Origin of the sequence: Streptomyces sp. NPDC047072 (genome assembly GCF_040643855.1) — a bacterium.
GTDB lineage: Bacteria > Actinomycetota > Actinomycetes > Streptomycetales > Streptomycetaceae > Streptomyces.
The window spans coordinates 1-18697 of the sequence record NZ_JBEYVC010000206.1 but is presented as its reverse complement, the minus strand read 5'-3'; the positions used below and the strand labels follow the sequence as shown (position 1 = coordinate 18697).

General features: G+C 70.6%; 15 protein-coding genes and 2 pseudogenes. 14 read left to right on the top strand and 3 right to left on the bottom strand.

Features of this window, described 5'->3' with window-relative positions:
* The 3 genes and pseudogenes from ABZ896_RS46255 to ABZ896_RS46245 form a co-directional block, all read left to right on the top strand.
* Window positions 1–952: pseudogene (locus ABZ896_RS46255) on the top strand (hypothetical protein); the annotation flags it as partial.
* Window positions 949–1158: a hypothetical protein gene (locus ABZ896_RS46250; RefSeq protein ID WP_360943185.1), complete on the top strand. Its 210-nt coding sequence runs from the start codon at window positions 949–951 to the stop codon at window positions 1156–1158. The pseudogene ABZ896_RS46255 and the gene ABZ896_RS46250, both read left to right, overlap by 4 nt.
* A gap of 97 nt (window positions 1159–1255) precedes the next feature.
* Entirely contained in the window at window positions 1256–4009 is a 2754-nt protein-coding gene (locus ABZ896_RS46245) for a beta-L-arabinofuranosidase domain-containing protein (RefSeq protein ID WP_360943182.1), read from the top strand.
* A gap of 33 nt (window positions 4010–4042) precedes the next feature.
* Here the strand turns inward: ABZ896_RS46245 and ABZ896_RS46240 are convergent, their stop codons facing one another.
* The gene (locus ABZ896_RS46240; protein WP_360943179.1) at window positions 4043–4537 is read right to left on the bottom strand and encodes an FBP domain-containing protein; all 495 of its coding nucleotides are present in this window, start codon (window positions 4535–4537) and stop codon (window positions 4043–4045) included.
* Window positions 4538–4607: 70 nt separating this feature from the next.
* Here ABZ896_RS46240 and ABZ896_RS46235 point away from each other — a divergent pair, with 70 nt between their 5' ends.
* Both ABZ896_RS46235 and ABZ896_RS46230 read left to right on the top strand, forming a co-directional pair.
* The gene (locus ABZ896_RS46235; RefSeq protein ID WP_360943176.1) at window positions 4608–5177 is read left to right on the top strand and encodes a WHG domain-containing protein; all 570 of its coding nucleotides are present in this window, start codon (window positions 4608–4610) and stop codon (window positions 5175–5177) included.
* Window positions 5178–5194: 17 nt separating this feature from the next.
* A complete protein-coding gene (locus ABZ896_RS46230; RefSeq protein ID WP_360943173.1) occupies window positions 5195–6388 on the top strand; it encodes a GDSL-type esterase/lipase family protein in 1194 nt (397 codons plus the stop codon).
* Window positions 6389–6464: 76 nt separating this feature from the next.
* Here the strand turns inward: ABZ896_RS46230 and ABZ896_RS46225 are convergent, their stop codons facing one another.
* Entirely contained in the window at window positions 6465–7289 is an 825-nt protein-coding gene (locus tag ABZ896_RS46225) for a LysR substrate-binding domain-containing protein (RefSeq protein ID WP_360943170.1), read from the bottom strand.
* Between the two features lie 58 nt (window positions 7290–7347).
* Between ABZ896_RS46225 and ABZ896_RS46220 the strand changes: the two genes are divergently transcribed.
* Window positions 7348–7731, top strand: coding sequence for a DUF5997 family protein (locus tag ABZ896_RS46220; RefSeq protein ID WP_360943167.1), 384 nt, complete (start codon window positions 7348–7350; stop codon window positions 7729–7731).
* A gap of 56 nt (window positions 7732–7787) precedes the next feature.
* The gene (locus tag ABZ896_RS46215; RefSeq protein ID WP_360943164.1) at window positions 7788–9959 is read left to right on the top strand and encodes a hypothetical protein; all 2172 of its coding nucleotides are present in this window, start codon (window positions 7788–7790) and stop codon (window positions 9957–9959) included.
* Between the two features lie 233 nt (window positions 9960–10192).
* Here the strand turns inward: ABZ896_RS46215 and ABZ896_RS46210 are convergent, their stop codons facing one another.
* Complete coding sequence (locus ABZ896_RS46210; protein WP_360943161.1) at window positions 10193–11068, bottom strand: fructosamine kinase family protein; 876 nt, start codon at window positions 11066–11068, stop codon at window positions 10193–10195.
* A gap of 172 nt (window positions 11069–11240) precedes the next feature.
* On the opposite strand from ABZ896_RS46210, the gene ABZ896_RS46205 reads away from it, so the two are divergent.
* The 7 genes and pseudogenes from ABZ896_RS46205 to ABZ896_RS46175 form a co-directional block, all read left to right on the top strand.
* A complete protein-coding gene (locus ABZ896_RS46205) occupies window positions 11241–12575 on the top strand; it encodes a sugar ABC transporter substrate-binding protein (protein WP_360943158.1) in 1335 nt (444 codons plus the stop codon).
* Entirely contained in the window at window positions 12572–13507 is a 936-nt protein-coding gene (locus tag ABZ896_RS46200; protein ID WP_360943155.1) for a sugar ABC transporter permease, read from the top strand. Before ABZ896_RS46205 ends, ABZ896_RS46200 begins: the two co-directional genes overlap by 4 nt.
* Complete coding sequence (locus ABZ896_RS46195) at window positions 13504–14448, top strand: carbohydrate ABC transporter permease (protein ID WP_360943152.1); 945 nt, start codon at window positions 13504–13506, stop codon at window positions 14446–14448. Before ABZ896_RS46200 ends, ABZ896_RS46195 begins: the two co-directional genes overlap by 4 nt.
* Before the next feature lie 21 nt (window positions 14449–14469).
* Window positions 14470–15378: a 5-dehydro-4-deoxyglucarate dehydratase gene (locus ABZ896_RS46190; protein ID WP_360943149.1), complete on the top strand. Its 909-nt coding sequence runs from the start codon at window positions 14470–14472 to the stop codon at window positions 15376–15378.
* Complete coding sequence (locus ABZ896_RS46185; protein ID WP_360943146.1) at window positions 15375–16628, top strand: glucarate dehydratase family protein; 1254 nt, start codon at window positions 15375–15377, stop codon at window positions 16626–16628. Before ABZ896_RS46190 ends, ABZ896_RS46185 begins: the two co-directional genes overlap by 4 nt.
* 253 nt (window positions 16629–16881) lie before the next feature.
* The gene (locus ABZ896_RS46180) at window positions 16882–17937 is read left to right on the top strand and encodes an NAD-dependent epimerase/dehydratase family protein (RefSeq protein WP_360943143.1); all 1056 of its coding nucleotides are present in this window, start codon (window positions 16882–16884) and stop codon (window positions 17935–17937) included.
* 143 nt (window positions 17938–18080) lie between these two features.
* Window positions 18081–18697 (top strand): annotated as a pseudogene (locus tag ABZ896_RS46175) (hypothetical protein); the annotation flags it as partial.

Below are 18697 nucleotides of genomic sequence, written 5' to 3'. Positions count from 1 at the left end.
CATGGCCAACTCCCAGCCGCCCACCCGGCTCGGCCGAGCCTCGCCGCCCGACCCGGAGGAGTGCGAGGAGTACGGGTGCTCCGAGGAGTGCGACGGACGGCACGACACCGTCCACATCGACTGCGGGCCCGACGAGGTCTTCGAGGAGTTGGAGCGGCACGGGGTCGTCGTGACGCGCACCGCTCCGGGTCCCGTACCGGCCCCGGTCAGGGCACCGGAGCGGCCCACCCCCGACATCAGCGATCACCTCGCCGCCGCGCTGGGCCGTGCCGGCGTCGACCCGGAGGACACGGAGGCGCTGGTGAGCGCCGCGGCGGTCGGGCTGGTGGCCGAGGCGTGGCGGGAAGGGCTGGAGGAAGCGACGGGAGCGGCCGAGCGAGAGCCGGCGGAGGCGATGCGTGAGGCCGAGCGGGGTTCGAGCGAAGGTCGGCGCGGGCCGAGCGCGGGTGAAGTCTTCGCGCAGAGTGTCGACCTGTACCGCAGAGCGCGGGAGGCGCTGGTCGCCGCCCGGGAGGACGGTCCCGACGCGCTGCTCGCGTTCCGGGCCGTCGCCGCGGACGTCGATCTGCGGTGGGCCGGTGGGTCGCGGTTCAGTCTGCGAAGCGCCGCGCTGCCCACGGAGGAGTTCGTCGAGCACGTCGACGACTTCGTCCGCCATACGGCCCAGGTCATGCGCGAACACGGCTGGCGGGCCGGTCTCCTGCACAGGGCGCTCACGGCGGCGGTCACCGCACCGACGTACTTCGGGATGCCGGGGTGGCCGGACGCCGTGGCCACGGCGATGAAGCGCCTTGCGGCGCTGGACCGTTCGGACGCCCCCGCGGAGTTCGCCGAACTCACCGAACTCACCGACGTGGAGCGGACGTTGCTCGAAGCCCCCGACCGGCTCGGCGCACTCGCCCTCGACTGGATGTGCGGACACGGCCTGTTCACCGCGGAGGCCGCGCGATGAGGTGGGACGACATCACCCTGACGATCCTCGCGGTGTTCGGCTGCGTCACGCTGCTGCTCGCCCAACTCGGCGACGTCCTGGGGAGGTTGCCGCCGGTGATCCGCGCCTGGCGGCAAGTACGGCGGGAGTTGAACGGGGAGGCGCCGCCAGGACGGCCAGAGCCACCGCCCGACGACGACCGGGACTCACTGCTCCCGCCCCGTTGACCCACTCCCACCCCCTCTCTATCGTCTGGTCGACACCACGGACGGCGTTCGACATTACGAACGCCACGAACCCGCAGATTCCCGCAGAGGAGCACCCATGGCACCGCCCCTCTCCAGACGCTCCCTTCTCCAGGCCACCGCCGCCGCAGCTGTGGAGGCACCCTCCGTGTGGACAGTCCAGCCCTTCGCCCTCGACGAAGTCGCCCTAGGCACAGGCGTGTTCGCCGAAAAGCGGAAACTGATGCTCGACCACGCGCGCGGCTACGACGTGAACCGGCTGCTCCAGGTCTTCCGCGCCAACGCCGGTCTGTCCACCGGCGGCGCGGTCGCCCCGGGTGGCTGGGAGGGGCTGGACGGCGAGGCCAACGGCAATCTGCGCGGCCACTACACCGGGCACTTCCTCACCCTGCTGGCGCAGGCGTACGCGAGCACCGGCGCGCAGGTGTTCGCCGACCGCATCGCGACGATGATCACGGCACTGACCGAGGCCCGCGCCGCCCTGCGCACCGACCCGAAGATGCTCGCCACGACCGGGAAGTGGGGCGGCGCGCTGGAACTCGTGCGCGGCTCTTACCAGTACGTCGACCTGCCCGCAGCGGTCCTCGGCGGCGCCACGGCGATCACGCTGTCGGTGTGGGTCAGACCGACCCACTACGCCAGCTGGCAGCGGGTGTTCGACTTCGGCGACAACACCACCCGGTACCTGTACCTGGCCACCCGCAACGGCAGCGGCGTGCCCCGGTTCGCGATCACCACGAGCGGCGCCGGCGGCGAGCAGGGCCTCAACGGCACGGCCGCGCTGCCGCTGAACCAGTGGAGCCACCTCGCGGTGACCCTCTCGGGCTCCACCGGCACGCTCTACGTCAACGGCACGGCCGTGGCGACGAACACCGCGATGACCCTCACCCCGGCGGCGCTCGGCACGCTCGCGAACAACTGGCTGGGCCGCTCCACCTACCCGGCCGATCCCGTGTTCGCCGGCGCCTTCGACGAGTTCAACGTGTGGTCGCGGGCGCTGAGCCAGTCCGAGATCACCTCGCTCCAGACCATCGAGGCCAAGCTGTCCACGTCCGGCCTCGGCGACCTCGCCTCGTACTGGTTCCAGGCCACGACGGGCGGCACCTTCTCGGACGCCTCGGGGCGCGGCTTGACCGCGACCCTGCGCCGGACCTGGGGCGGCCCGAGCCACCCGGGGTTCCTCGCGGCCTACCCGGAGACGCAGTTCATCGCGCTGGAGTCGATGACCGCCAGCGACTACACCAAGGTCTGGGCGCCCTACTACACCGCACACAAGATCCTGCGCGGCCTGCTGGACGCGTACGCGGCCACCGACGACGCCCGCGCCCTCGACCTCGCGTCCGGCATGGGCGACTGGATGCGCTCCCGCCTCTCGGTGCTGCCGGAGGCGACGCTCCAGCGCATGTGGGGGCTATTCTCCAGCGGCGAGTTCGGCGGCATCGTCGAGGCGATCGTCGATCTGCACGCGTACACCGGCAAGGCCGAACACCTCGCCCTGGCCCGGCTGTTCGACCTCGACTCGCTGATCGACGCGTGCGCCGCGAACACCGACATCCTCAGCGACCTGCACGCCAACCAGCACATCCCGATCTTCACGGGCCTGCTGCGGCTGTACGACGCGACGGGCGAGGCGCGTTACCTCGCGGCGGCGAAGAACTTCTGGGGCATGGTCGTACCGGGCCGGATGTACGGCATCGGCGGCACCAGCACCGCCGAGTTCTGGAAGGCGTCCGGGGTGATCGCGGGCACGATCGGCGACACCACCGCCGAGACGTGCTGTGCGTACAACCTGCTGAAGCTCAGCCGGACTTTGTTCTTCCACGAGCAGTCCCCCAAGTACATGGACTACTACGAGCGGGCCCTTTACAACCAAGTGCTCGGCTCCAAGCGGGACTCGGCCGACGCGGAGAAGCCGCTCGTCACCTACTTCATCGGCCTGACGCCCGGGCGCGTCCGGGACTACACGCCCAAGCAGGGCACCACCTGCTGTGAGGGCACCGGCATGGAGAGCGCCACCAAGTACCAGGACTCGGTCTACTTCAAGGCGACCGACGGCAGTTCGCTGTACGTCAACCTCTACAGCCCCTCGACCCTGACCTGGGCGGAGAAGGGCGTCACCGTCACGCAGACCACGCAGTACCCGCGCGAACAGGGCACCACGCTCACCTTCCGCGGGGGCACCGCGTCCTTCGCCTTGAAGCTGCGCGTCCCGTCCTGGGCCACCGCAGGCTTCCACGTGACCGTCAACGGCGGTGCGGTGAACGGGACTCCGTCGCCCGGAAGCTACTTCAGCATCTCCCGGACCTGGCAGCCGGGCGACGTCGTCCGCATCTCCGTCCCCTTCCGGCTCCGCGTCGAGAAGGCCCTGGACGACCCGACCCTGCAGACCCTCTTCTACGGCCCGGTCAACCTGGTCGCCCGCAACTCGTCGACCAGCTACCTCCAGTTCGGGCTGTACGCCAACGCCGCCCTCTCCGGCGACCTGCTGCCAACCCTCACCCCCGTGAGCGGCACCCCGCTCCACTACACCCTGAACGGCACCGAGTTCGCGCCCTTCATGGAGGGCACCGAGGACCCGGCCCACGCGTACTTCCGGCGTACGGAGCCCAAGGTCGTCTTCGGCACGCTCGACTCCGGGCTCGCCAACCCCGCCAAGCCCGACGGCACTTCACTGCTCGACGAGATCTGGGCCGGCACCCCCTTCGCCTCGAAGAGCGCGCTCGTCGCACGGGTGCGCTCGACGGTGGACGCCTGGGTGGCGGCGGGTCTGCTGGGGCAGACGGACGGGGAGACGGTGGTGAGCACGGCACAGCAGGCGACGTACGTCTCCTGAACCACCGCACAACTCCCGCAGGACGCGCGCGCGTTACGGCCCCACCACCTTGGCGACGAAGGCGGCAAGGTGGTCGACCGTCCGCCGGATCTTCTCCTCCAGGGTGAGCGTCTCGTGCAGGCGCGCCCCCGCGCCCGCGTCCTTCTTGCCCCGCACATACAGCGAGCACGCGAGGTCGTCGCATATGTAGGCGCCGACCGAGTTGCCCTGCTGCCCCGCCTTGCCCGCCTTCGGGGCGACCATCAGGGACACCCCGCCGGAGTGGATGGTCAGACACAGGGAGCACATGCTCTTGCGCGTCTGCGAGAAGCCGCGCGAGCCGGCCCGCAGCTGGACCGCGCTCGGACGGCCGTCCAGCACGGTGACGAGGTAGGCGCGGTCCGGCGCCTGGGGGTCGCGCCAGCCGAAGTAGTCCAGGTCCTCCCAGGGCCGCTCGGCCAGGTCGCGGGGCACGGACAGGCGCTTGGCCTCGCCCTTGGTGCAGTTCACGAAGGCGGCACGGATCTCTTGCTCGGTCAGCGGTTCCATAACCTCACGCTAGGTTGCCTAAAATCTTTAGGCAAATGCATAATCGCTTCTGGAAGAGGAGAGGGTGGTTATGGCACGTGTGGGGCTGACGACGGAACGCCTGGTCCGGGCCGGTGCGGAGCTGGCCGACGAGGTCGGCTTCGCGCACGTGACCGTGTCCGAGCTGGCCAGACGGTTCGACGTCAAGGTCGCGAGTCTCTACTCGCACGTGAAGAACTCCCAGGACCTCAAGACCCGTATCGCCCTGTTCGCCCTGGAGGAACTGGCCGATCTGTCCGCCGACGCGGTCGCGGGACGGTCCGGCAAGGACGCGCTCGTCGCCTTCGCCGACGTCTACCGCGACTACGCCCACGCGTACCCAGGCCGCGCCGAGGCCGCCCGGCTGCGCCTCGACCCCGAGACCGCGGCCGCGAGCGCGGGCGTGCGGCACGCGCACATGATGCGGGCGATCCTGCGCGGCTACGACCTCTCGGACGCCGACCAGACCCATGCCGTACGGCTGCTCGGCAGCACCTTCCACGGCTACGCGAGCCTGGAGGGGGCAGGCGGGTTCAGCCACAGCTCCCCCGACCCCGAGGAGTCCTGGACCCGGATCCTGGACGCCCTCGACGCGCTGCTGCGCAACTGGCCCACCCGCTAGACCGACAGGTTGAGGACATGCCCGACGTGATCACCACCCCCGTCACCGCCGACCTCCTGCGCGGCGCGCTCGACGTCGAGCACACCGAGCGCGGTGTGCTGCCGCACCGCCTGCCCGCGCGGGCGCGCGCCCAGAACAACGACCCGCAGCTGGCCATGGCGGAGTCCCAGCCCTCCGGCGTACGGCTGGCCTTCCGGTCCCGGGCCACCGTCGTGGAGCTGGAGACCCTGCCGACCAAGCGGGCCTACGTCGGTGCGCCGCCGCGGCCGCACGGGGTGTACGAGCTGGTCGTCGACGGCCGTCCGGCGGGTTCGGGGAGTGTCCGGAACGGCAACGTCATCACCGTCGACATGACCGCGGGGACCGCCGATCAGCGCTCCGGCGAGCCGGGCACGGTCCGCTTCGACGGGCTGTCCTCCGACGTCAAGGACGTCGAGATATGGCTGCCGCACAACGAGACGACCGAGCTGATCGCCCTGCGCACGGACGCGCCCGTGGAGCCCGCGCGGGAGCACGGGCGGCGGGTGTGGCTGCACCACGGCAGCTCGATCAGCCACGGCTCCGACGCGGCCGGGCCCACGACGATCTGGCCCGCGTTCGCGGCACGGCTCGGGGGTGTGGAGCTGGTCAACCTGGGGCTGGCGGGCAGCGCGCTGCTCGACCCGTTCACCGCGCGGGCCCTGCGGGACGCCCCGGCGGACGTGATCAGCCTCAAGCTGGGCATCAACGTGGTGAACCACGACGTGATGCGGCTGCGGGCGTTCGGTCCCGCGGTGCACGGCTTCCTCGACACGGTCCGCGAGGGCCACCCCGACGTGCCACTCCTCGTCGTCTCCCCCATCCTGTGCCCCATGCACGAGGAGACGCCGGGTCCCTGCTTCCCCGACTTCAGCGAGATGAGCGAGGGGCGGCTGCGGTTCCGCACGCTGGGCGACCCGGCGGAACGCGCCACCGGCAAGCTGACGCTCCAGGTCATCCGCGAGGAACTCTCCCGCATCGTCACGCAGCGCTCCGCGGAGGACCCGAACCTCCACTACCTGGACGGCCGCGAACTCTACGGCGAGCAGGACACGGCCGAGCTGCCCCTGCCGGACGAACTCCACCCGGACGCGGCGACACACCGCCGGATGGGGGAACGCTTCGCGGAGCGGGTGTTCGGGTCGGCCGGGGTGTTCGGGGCGCACAGGGCGGTCGGGGACCGACAGGGCTGAGGGACCGGGAGCCAGAAAAGCGCGGGAGCCAAAAGGGGCGGGAGACGGAAGAGGCCGGAGGCAAAAGGGGACGCGGCTACGACTTGCGGCGTGGCTTTCCCCGGCGGGCGCCGGCGTTCTTGGCGGTGCCGGAGGTGCCACGTCCGCCCTTGGCCCCGCCGGAACCGCCCCGCGAGCCACCCGTCCCCCCGCGCGCCGCGCTCTTCCCAGGGCCCGCCGGCTTCCGGCCCCCGGTCTTCCCACCCGCCGCCGGCTTCCGTTCGGCGTTCTTCGCGGGCTGTTCCTCCGCCCGCCGCCCCCGGGAGCTGTTCACCGTCCGCCCCCGGACGATGCCGATGAAGTCCTCCACGAGGTCCGTCGTCGCGTCCTCGCGCCAGGAGAGGGCGACGTCGGACTGGGGGGCGTCGGTGATGGAGCGGTAGGTGAGGTCGCGGCGGTGGTGGAGGCGGGCCAGGGACATGGGGACGACGAGGACACCCACCCCCGCGGCGACCAGCTCGACCGCGTCGGCGGTGGTCGCCGGGCGCTCGAACGCCGGCTCCCCGGGCGGCCGCTCCCAGTCGAAGACGTCGTCCAGCGGATGGAAGACCACCTCGTCGGCGAGGTCGTCCAGGGTGATCTCCTCGGCCGCGGTGATCACATGGTCCTTGGGGACCACGACGACCGTCGTCTCGGCGTAGAGGGGGATCGCGCTGAAGACCGTACGGTCGACGGGCAGTCGTACGAATCCGGCGTCCGCGCCCCCGTCCCGCAAGACGTCGGAGGCCTCGGCGGAGGTCACCTGGAGCAGCTCCAGGGGGATGTCCGGGAACCGCTCGGTCCAGATCCGCACCCACTTCGCGGGCGTCACCCCGGGGACGTAGGCGAGGCGGAAGGAGGGGGATTCCGGCGAGTCTGTCACGCGGCAAGGTTACCCACTGTGGTCGGAGGTCTCGTCCGCGGCGGATAGTCTGGACACCATGAAGTCGCACCAGAGCGCCCAGACGATGAAGCCCGCGACCGCGGCGAAGAAGCTGGGTGTGTACCTGCCCGCCACCCCCGCCGAGTTCCAGGAGGGCGTCGTCTCGCGCGCCGACCTGAACGAACTCCAGGCGAACCCGCCCGAGTGGCTGCAGGAGCTGCGACGCAACGGCCCGCACCCCCGCCCGGTCGTGGCGGCGCGCCTCGGTGTGTCGATCGCGGGTCTGGCGCGCGGCGGGGTCACCGAGGCGCTCACCACCGAGCAGATCGACGCGCTGCGCGAGGAAGGCCCCGAGTGGCTGGAGAAGGAGCGCGCGACGCAGGCGGAGGTCCGCAAGGAGAACGCCCGCATCAAGGAGAAGAAGCAGGCGCAGGAGTCCTGACCGGCACCTGAAAACTCCGGTGCGCCGGATCGAACACCTCTGCGACCATTTCCGGCATGGTCCACCGTCTGGAATCCCTGGTCATTCGGCATGCCCTTCGGCTGCCCGCGCCCGCGGGCCCCGTCGGCAAGGGTGACGTCGCGGCGCGGCAGTTCGACGCCGCGCTGATGTCCGTCGGCTTCAAGCTGTCCGCTGACGCGCTGTCGTGCCTGTCGGGGCTCTCCGAGGAAACGGTCGTCGACACCGCGGTCGGCACGCTCGCCACCGTCCGCGAGATGGTCGGCGACCATGTGGGGCACAACGTCTACTTCAAGGACTTCCCGCACAACGTCCCGGACACCTTCGAGTTCTGGACGCGCTGCGTGCGCGAGGCCCTGGAGGACGACAAGGCCCGCCCGGGCGTCCTCGCCCAGCTGCGCAACGGCGTGGTCAACCTGCTGACGCTCCCGTCCTACGGCACCTACCGGCACACGTACGACGAGATGCTCGCCGCGCACGAGGAGCTGACGGCCGCCGCGAGCGACCGGCTGACGGTGCTCCATGTCGGCGACGAGCTGGACACCGAACTCACCGCGCTCTACCTGGCGTTGGCCACCAGCGCCACTCCTTTGAGCACCGGTCACCTCACCGATCTCATGGCCCTCGCCGAACACTGCGTGGACGGCCCCCAGCCCGAGGTGATCCCCGTCCGGGAGAACCGTGCGGTCGTCAACGCGGCCCGGCTCACCGCCGGAGCGACTCCGCTGCTGGACACCGTCACGGATGTGCTCCGGCTGGCCTGCGCGCTCTCCGACGGAGACGTGACACTCCAGGAGCCCACCCGGTTCCGGTCCCTCTCGCGTCCGGTCCGCCGTGCGCTGCTCGCGGGGCTGGACTCGGTGATCGCGGCGAACCCCGCCAAGCTCGCCGACGTACGGCTCGACCGCGAGGCGTTCAAGCGGCTCGGGGAGCGGCTGCATCCGCACGAGTTCCCGCAGTGGCCGTACGCCGTCGAGGTGTTCGCGGTCGCGCGGGGCGAGATGAAGGCGACCACCTTCGAGGGCCGGGTCGAGGACCTCCTCGGCGCGGGCGATCTCGTCGGGGCCGTCGCGCTGCTCAAGTCGGCGCCGGGCAAACTGTTCCGGGCGCTGGACCGGCTGCTGCGCGACGCCGTCTCGCAGGAGGAGCGGGACGTGGTCGTGACCGCCGTGGAGCAGGTCGCGCCGGAGGTCTCCGGGCGGGTCGCGCTGTCGGTCCGCGAGCATCTGCACAACCGGGCCGAAGAGGCGGGCCGGCGGCGGGTGTTCGTCAACCGGCTGGGCCGCGCCCATGTCGCCGACGACACGCGTCCGGCCGTACCGGAGGCGGAGCGTGAGCGGCTGATCTCCGTGCTGGACGCGGCGATCGCTCGTCGACTCCCGGTCACGGAACGGCTGTTGGTCGGCCCGGACGTGCTGGACGTGGCCCTGCCGCTGAGCGGGCGGGCGACGACGGCCGGGCTCGGTGTGCTGCCGCGCGGGTCCCGGTCGCCAGTTGAGGGGGAGTTGCTGCGGTTCTTCGTGTACTGGAAGCAGGCGCAGCGGACCACCGACTACGACCTGTCGGCGGTGCTCCTCGACGAGAACTACGAGACGGTGTCCTGGCTGTCGTACACCAACCTCCGTGAGATGGAGGGCGAGCACTCCGGTGACATCACCAACGCCCCGGACGGGGCCTCGGAGTTCATCAACCTGCGGCTCGGGTCCGTGCGCGGGACGTACATCGTCCCGCAGGTCAACATCTACTCCGGGGAGGGGTTCGAGGAGGCCGAGGAGTCGTTCTTCGGGTTCATGCTGCGCGAGGGCGAGCAGAAGGGGCGGCCCTTCGAGGCGCGGACCGTTCGGATGAAGTCGGAGCTGCGCGGGCCGGGCCGGGTGGCGCTGCCGCTGGTCTTCTGCCGTGCGGAGGACGGGAGTTGGTCCGCGCGGTGGCTGCATCTGTACCTGAAGGGGTTCCCGGCGCAGAACCAGGTCGAGAACAACCAGGTCTCGGTGGCGACGCTACTGCGCGGCATCGTCGAGCGGGAGCAGCTCACGGTCAGGTACGTGACCGAGCTGATGGCGGCGCGCGGGACCGTGGTGACGCCGTGGGACGCCGAGGCGGTGCCGGAGGGGCCGGTGACCTACGTCGGTCTGGAGCGTCCCGAGGGGCTGCACCCGGACTCGGTGGTCATCACCCCGGAAAATCTGCGCGACTTGATCCCGGAGTGACTGTTAGCGTTACACCCGGCGAGGCCATGGAAGGGCTTCCTTCTCAACTCGATGAGCCCCCATGGGGCTTGGATCTCCAGTCCTTCCGCTCTCCTCGCCCTTGACGTGACACGTGCGGCGAGGCCATGAGAGGGCTTCCTTCTCACCGGCTGACAACCGGGCCTCCAAAGCTCCAGTTCTCTCGCTCTCCTCGCCCACGTCGTCACGTGGCCAGGCGGCTCCGGAACGGCATCTCACCGCTCCAGGGCCGCCTTCGCCGTGTTCAGCGCCTGCTCCGCGTACCCCAGCCCGAACAGGACCGCGTGCACCAGCAGCGGGAAGAGCTGGTGCAGCCCCACCCGGTCCCGCCAACCGTCGGAGAGCGGTGCCACCTGCTCGTAGCCGCGCAGGACCTCGTCCAGGTGCGGACAGCCGAAGAGGTGGAGCATCGCGAGGTCGGTCTCGCGATGGCCGCCGTGCGCGGCCGGGTCGATCAGCCAGGCATGGCCGTCGGCGCCCCACAGCACGTTGCCGTTCCACAGGTCGCCGTGCAGCCGCGCGGGCGGTTCGGCGGGACCGGCGAGGTCGGGGAGCCGCTCGCAGACCCGCTCGATCACCGGGGCCTCGGCCGCCGAGAGCGTGCCGTCGTCCACCGCCCGCCGCAGATACGGCAGCACCCGGTGCTCGGCGTACCACTCGGGCCAGCTCGCGCCCGCCACGTTCCGCATGGGCGCGCGGCCGATGTAGGCCTCGGTGGGCCCTCCGGGCGGCGCGGCGCCGAACGCGGGCGCGCCGGAGCCGTGCAGCGCGGCCAGCGCCCGGCCCAGGTCCAGCGCCGCGTCCGGGTGCGGTCGGCCGCGCGGGACGAGGTCGGTGACCAGCCGGCGGGAGTCGTGGCCGTGGACGGACGGCACCTGTACCGCGCCGCTCTCCGCCAGCCAGCGCAGGCCCGCCGCCTCGGCGCGCAGCTCGTCCGGGGCGTCCCCGCGCTTGACCATCACGGTTCTGCCGTCGTCCAGGGTGACCTCGGCGAGAGCCGTGGACAGCGGGCGCTCCGCGGTGGCCCGGCGCCCGGTGAACCGCTCCGCCGCGGCCGCGGCGCCCTCGTCGTCGTAGACCTTCGTACTCATGGGCAGCCACGGTGGCCCACCCTCCGCTTGGGCGCAACAACGTTGTCAGCTCGCCTGCACAGGCTCGATGAAATCTCCCGGCCATGTATTGACATACGGCCGAAACGATCCGTAGCTTGGCCGATCATTTAGATTCGTGAAGCGGGTTCACGGATATGAACGGAGAGTGTCCATGGGCGATCGCCGACGACGACGCCGCCTGGCCGCGGCGGCCACCGTCGCGGGATTGATGTTCGGAACGGCCGCCTGTGGCTCCGGCTCCGACAGCGCCGGCAGCAGCGATCCGAACACGCTGGAGGTCTGGACCCGGAGCAATCCGGACTCGGCCGCCACCTACGACCGGGTCTTCGCCGCCTTCACCAAGAAGACCGGCATCAAGATCGACTACCAGCCGGTCATCAACTTCGACCAGCAGCTCCAGAGCCGGGCGTCCACCAAGGACCTGCCGGACGTCATGATCAACGACACGGCGCTGATGGGCAGTTACCAGAGCCAGGGGCTGCTCAAGCCGATCGATCCGGCCTCGATCACGGGCGGCGACGAGATCACCGCCAAGTCCTGGGCCTCCACGGTGGGCGTCGACGGGAAGCACTACGGCGTCCCGTACTCCCGTCAGGCCCAGACCCTGATGATCCGCAAGGACTGGCTGCAGAAGCTCGGCCTCAAGGCGCCGACGACCTGGCAGGAGATGCTCTCCGTCGCCGAGGCCTTCGCGACCCGGGACCCGGACGGCGACGGCAAGGCCGACACCTACGGCATCGTCGCGCCGGCCAGCGCACAGAACGGCTACGCGGCCTGGTGGGGCGCGAGCTTCCTGTGGCAGGGCGGCGCGCAGATCATCAAGTCGGCGGGTGACGGCAAGTACACCCCGGCGATGGACTCCGCCGCCGCGGTGAACACCGTGACCTGGATGAAGAAGAACCTCTTCTGCGGCAAGAAGGGCGTCCTCCAGCCCGGCGCGATCACCGCGATCACGTCCACGGCTACCAACTTCCAGGACGGCAACGCCGGGATGTACATGACCGGCCCGTACAACATCACCACCTTCGACGCCACGCCCGGCAAGGCCACGTACGAGGTCGTCCCAGCCCCGGCGGGCCCGGCCGGCGGCGATGTGCTGGCCGACGGCGAGAACGTCTACCTCGGCGCCAAGACCGGCAAGGACAAGCAGGAGCTGGCCCTGGCCTCCTTCCTGGTCTCGCCGGAGGGCCAGAAGATCGCCATGACCAGCGTCGACGGCCACCAGCCCGTCGTACGGATCCCCACGAACTCCACGCTGGACGCGGCGAAGGTGCGCAACGACGCGCGCTGGAGTGTCGTACAGAAGGCCTACGAGGACGCCTCCCAGCAGTTCCCGAACGCGCCGGACTTCGCGCCGATCAAGCAGGACACCGCCGACGCGCTGAACTCGATCTTCACGTACTGCGGCGGTGACGTCCGCTCCCAGCTCAAGGAGCTGAACGACACGCTCGCCGGTGACCTCAAGGACCAGGACCTGCTGAAATGACCGCGACCATACCCGCCCCCGCGACGCGCAGAGGCCTCGACGAGAAGGCAGCCGGCAAGAGGGCCTTCGACAAGAGGGCCGTCGTCCCCTGGCTCTTCCTGGCCCCGGGTCTGCTGCTCGCGCTCGTCTTCAAGTTCTGGCCGATGGCCAAGGGCATCTGGCTCAGCTTCTTCGACGTGCGGCCCTTCCTCGGCGACAAGTGGATCGGCCTCGACAACTACACCCGGGTCCTGACCGACCACCGCTTCCAGGACGCCATCGGGCACACCCTGATCCTCGGCATCGGCCAGTCGGTCGGCGCGATCCTGCTCGGCTTCGCCCTCGCCCTGCTGCTCGAGGGCCAGGCGCGCTCGCTGAAGATCCTGCGTACGGCGGTCTTCCTGCCCGCGGTCACCGCGACCGCGGTCGTCGGTGAGCTGTGGCGGCTGATGTACTACCCGACCTCGGACGGCCTCCTCAACAGCGGGCTGCACCTGTTCGGGTTCGGTCCCGTCCAGTTCCTCGACAACCCGAACATCGCGCTCTACTCGACGATGGTGATGGGCATCTGGATCTGGGCGCCGTACAACATGGTGATCTTCCTGGCCGGTCTCGCCGGCGTCGACCGCTCGCTGTACGAGGCGGCGGCGATGGACGGTGTGTCGCTGTGGCAGCGGCTGCGGTACGTCACGCTCCCCGCGATCCGCCCGGCGCTGATGATCGTCCTCACGCTCGCCACCATCCGCGGTCTGCGCGTCTTCACCGAGGTCTACGTCCTCACCGGCGGCGGCCCCGCCGGGTCGACCGACGTCTGGATGACCCGCGCCTACACCCTGGGCTTCACCCGCAACGACATCGGCGGCGCCTCGGCGGCCTCGGTCGTGCTGCTGTGCGTGACGCTCCTGCTCACCGTCATGGTCAATCACCTGCGCAAGAGGGGAGAAGCGCGATGAGCGCCCCCGTCATCGACCCCGTCCGGCCGGCGGCCCCTGACACCCCGGCCGGACGGAGCGGCAAGGCACAGCGGGCCACCCCGGCCCGCTTCGACACCGCCCTCGGCTGGAACGACAGGCCCGGTCTCGCCTGGGGCCTGAGGATCCTGCTCTGTGTGATCGCCCTCGCGGTCTTCGCGGCGCCGTTCCTGACGATCTTCTCCGGCGCCTTCACCACCAACCCCAGCGGCTCCTCGCTCTCCTTCCTGCCGCACGACAGCACGCTGTCGAACTTCACGGTGGCGGGCGAGCGCGGGATCTGGGACTACCTCGGCAACTCCCTGGTCATCGCGGGCGGCGGCCTGCTGCTCCAGCTCGTGGTGTGCACGCTCGCCGCGTACGCGCTGGCCCGGCACCGGTTCCGCGGACAGGCGCTGATCATGATGCTGTTCATGATGACGCTGATGCTGCCCGAGGAGGTCATCGCGATCCCGCTGTCCCTGGTCCTCGGTGACGTACCGGTGGTCCACCTGGACCTCAAGGGCACGGTCTGGGGCGTCATCCTGCCGCTGGGCGCCTGGGGCTTCTCGGTCATGATGCTCACCGAGTTCATGCGGGACATCCCCGCCGAGATCGAGGAGGCGGCCCGCCTCGACGGCGTCGGCGAGCTCAGGATGCTCTGGCAGATCATCCTGCCGCTGTGCAAGCCCGCGCTGGGCGTCGCCGGTGTGCTCGGCTTCATCATGATCTGGGACCAGTACCTGCTGCCCCTGATCGCCGCCAAGGACCCCACCGACTACACGGTCACCGTCGCCCTGTCCATCCTGCGCACCGACCCCGAGGTCGGCTCCGGGGTGGTCCTGGCCGGTGCGGTCATCGCCCTGATCCCCAGCCTGATCGTCTACCTGCTCCTCCAGCGCTCGCTGGTCACCGGCATCGCCGCCGGTGCCACCAAGGGCTGACACCGTAGTTACGAGGGATACATGAAGTTCCAAGGAGTCCTGTTCTTCCCGGTGACGCCGTTCGCCCCGGACGGCTCACTGGACGAGGAACGACTCGCCCAGCACATCGACAGCGGTGTGGCGGCCGGTGCGGGCGGCGTGTTCGTCGCCTGCGGCACCGGTGAGTTCCACGCACTGACGCCCGACGAGCTGGAGCGGGCGACCCGGGTCGCGGTCGAGACGACCGCGGGCCGGGTGCCCGTCCTGGCCGCCGCGGGCGGCCCCACCCCGGTCGCCCGCGACCACGCGGTCCGGGTGGCCCGCGCGGGCGCCGACGGCATCCTGCTGCTCCCGCCGTACCTGGTGACGGCCCCGCAGCAGGGCCTGGTGCGCTACGTCGAGGAGGTCACCGCCGCGAGCGACCTGCCCGTGATCTTCTACCAGCGCGGCACCGCCCGTCTCACCGCGGAGACGGCCGCCGAGATCGCCGCCCTGCCCAAGGTCGTCGGCCTCAAGGACGGCCTCGGCGACATCGAGCGGATGCACCGCATCGTGCGCGCGGTGCGGGCCGTGCCGGGCACGGAGGACTTCCAGTTCTTCAACGGCCTGCCCACCGCCGAGATGACCGCGCCCGCCTACCAGGGCATCGGCGTCTCCCTCTACTCCTCCGCCGTCTTCGCCTTCGCGCCCGAGATCGCCCTCGCCTTCCACGGGGCACTCGCCGCGGGCGACCGACGGCTCGTGGACACGCTCCTCGACGAGTTCTACGGCCCCCTCGTGCGCCTGCGCGACGAAGTACCGGGGTATGCCGTGGCGTTGGTCAAGTCGGGAGTCGCCCTGCGTGGCCTGGACGTGGGTGGCGTACGGGCGCCGCTCGTCGATCCGACGCCGGAGCATGTGGCGCAGTTGTCGAAGCTGATCGACCACGGGCTGGAGGTGGTCGGCGTATGACCGAGCCGACGCGCATCAAAGAGCTGATCGTCACCCCGATCGCCTTCCGTGACCCGCCGCTGCTCAACTCCAACGGCGTGCACGAGCCCCTCGCCCTGCGGATCATCCTCCAACTCGTCCTGGAGGACGGCACGGTGGGCCTCGGCGAGTCCCCCGGCGGGGTCGCCCGCCTGGAGCGACTTGGGGCGGCGGCGAAGGTCGTCGTGGGCATGGACGTCTTCGACACGACGGCCCTCGGCGCCGCGATCGACGCCGCCCTGCTGCCGACGGTGCCGTCCTCGCACGAGCGCGGCTGGACCACCTCGGCGGTGGAGGTGGCCTGCCTGGACGCGCAGGGCAAGCTGCTCGACCGCCCGGTCAGCGACCTGCTCGGCGGGACGGTCCGGGACTCGGTGCCGTTCGCCGCGTACCTCTTCTACAAGTGGGCCGAGCATCCGGCCCTCGACGGCCGCGCAGCCGTGGGGGACGACTGGGGCGCGGCCCTGGACCCGGCCGGCATCGTGGAGCAGGCCCGGCTGATGCAGAAGCGGTACGGGTTCAGGTCGTTCAAGCTGAAGGGCGGTGTCTTCCCGCCCGACGAGGAGATCGCCGCGATCAGGGCGCTCGCGGAGGCCTTCCCCGGACAGCCGCTGCGCCTGGACCCCAACACCGCGTGGACGGTGGAGACGTCGAAGTACGTCGCCCGTGAACTCGACGGTGTCCTTGAGTACTTGGAGGACCCGACCAAGGGCATCGAGGGCATGGCGGAGGTGGCAAAGGACGCGCCGATGCCGCTGGGCACCAACATGTGCGTGATCGCCTGGGAGCACCTCAAGCCGGCGATCGAACAGAACGCGATCCAGGTGCTGCTGACGGACCATCACTACTGGGGCGGACTGCGCCGCACCCGTGAACTGGCCGCCGTCTGCGAGGCGTTCGGGATCGCCCTGTCGATGCACTCCAACTCGCACCTGGGCATCAGCCTCGCCGCGATGACCCATGTGGCGGCGGCCATCCCGAACCTCGACCACTCCTGCGACACGCACTACCCGTGGAACTTCGCCGACGACGTGATCCGTCCGGGCGTCCTGGAGATCCGGGACGGCGAGGTGAAGGTCCCGACCGGGCCCGGTCTCGGCGTGGAACTCGACCACGACGCGCTGGAGCGGCTGCACCGGCTGTACGTCGACTCGGGCGTACGCAGCCGTGACGACACGGGCTACATGCAACGGTTCCAGCCCGACTACGAACTGCGGCTCCCGCGTTGGTGACAGATCCCCCACAGCCCCCATGAGACAAGGCGTCCGGCGAACCCGGGCGCCTTGTCTTCTCCCGCCCCTGGGACCGATCGCGGACGCGGCCGACACTGGGTCCAGCGCTCTCCTCGCATCCTCCAGCGGCGTGCGGCCCGAACGCCGCGCCGATCCCAGGCTTCACCGTCTGAGCCGGAAGGTCGTACGAGCCCCGGCCGTCGAAGATCCGCCGGTGCTTCAATGTCATCCCCCGGGGTGAGGAGCGACGGCAATGGGTGCGGAGTCGGGCAGCGTGCTGGTCACCGGCGGCAGCGGGTTCGTCGGGTGTCATCTGGTGCGGCGGCTGCTGGAGCGCGGCTACCGGGTGAACACGACCGTGCGCAGTACCGCGAACACCGACAAAGTACGGCCGTTGCGGGAGATGCAGGAGGAATTCCCGGACCGGCTCGCGCTGTTCGAGGCCGACCTGCTCCAAGAGGGGTCCTTCGACGAGGCGATGGCCGAGTGCCGGGTGGTGTTCCATGTCGCCTCCCCGTTCTTCATGCCGGAGAAGATCAAGGACGGCCAGAAGGACATGGTCGACCCGGCGCTCGTCGGCACCCGCAACGTGCTGGCGAGCATCGGGCGGACCCCGACCGTGGAACGCCTGGTGTTCACGTCCACCGTGGGCGCGATCTTCGGCGACTACGCCGATGTCCGGGACATGGACGACCAGGTGCTCTCGGAGAAGTACGTCAACACCTCCAGCACGGTGGAGAACAACCCCTACCACTACGCCAAGACGGTCGCCGAACGCGCCGCCTGGGACGCGGAGGCCGCCCAGGACCGCTGGCGGATGGTCTCCGTCAACCCCGGCCTGATCCTGGGCCCTTCGCTCACCCCCGCCTCCGAGTCCGGCAGCCTCTTCCTGCTGGAGGAGTTCTTCAAGGGCTACTTCTTCTACGGCGCCCCGGACTTCAGTTTCACGACGGTCGACGTGCGGGACGTGGCCGACGCGCACATCGCCGCGGCCGAGAAGCCGGACGCGAAGGGGCGTTACATCCTGGCGGCCGGGACGATGACGTCGTTCCACGACATGGCCCGCATCATCCGCACCCGGTACCCGCGCGGCCTGCGCATTCCGCGTACGGCACTCCCCCACTGGCCGGTGCGGGTGCTGGGGCCCGCCTTCGGGCTCACCCAGGACTACATCCGCAAGCACCTCGGCATCCGCTTCCGGGTGGACAACAGCCGCAGTACACAGGAACTCGGGATCGCCTACCGCCCGATCGAGGAGACGGTGCTGGACCATTACGAGGCGTGGCGAACGCAGCGGCACGCGCACTGAACGTCACCGCAAACCCTGTCCAACGGCTCGACGCGACGAAGGTCACAGTTTTGCATCACGCTTTTAACGCTTCAACCTTCACGCGAGACACACAAGTTGGCTAGGTTGACTGCCGAGCAGCACGACGGAAGGGGCAAGTCTTCATGGCGCCGGAACGAAATTCGCGCGGTGGAGGGTCCAGCCTCCCGGCCCTGCGGAACTCCGCACTCGCCGGTGCCGCGCTCGCCTCGGCGGCCCTCCTGTCCCAGACCACCGGCGCCACTCCTGCGGCGGCGGACGAGCAGCCCAGCCGGGAAGAGGTCGGGCAGCGGATCAACAGCCTCTACGACCGCGCCGAGAACGACAGCCGCACCTTCAACGCCACGCGCGCCTCCGGCACGGCGACCAACGGCGGCCGCGCCATCGCGGGCGCCGGTTCCAAGCGCCGCCCGGCCACGCCGTCGAGCGGCACCGGGTCAGGCTCCGGCTCCGGCAGATCCCGTGCCTCCGCCGATCCCGCCCTCGACGACATCGCCAAGCAGTGGTACGGCGTGGCCCGCGCCAAGCTCGGTCCGACGGTCGAGGCGGCCCTGCCGGCCGACCGCGTCCAGGCCGCCGCTCCTCCCGCCGCGCCGCGCCGTGAGCGCCCGTCGACCGACCTCGTGCCGCGTGAGCCGCGGGCGACGGAGCGGCCCGCGTTGGAACCGCCCGCACTGGAGGCGCCCGCGTTGGCGGCTCCGTCCCGGCCCGTCCTCGCCCTGCCGAGCGGGTCGGCGCCGAC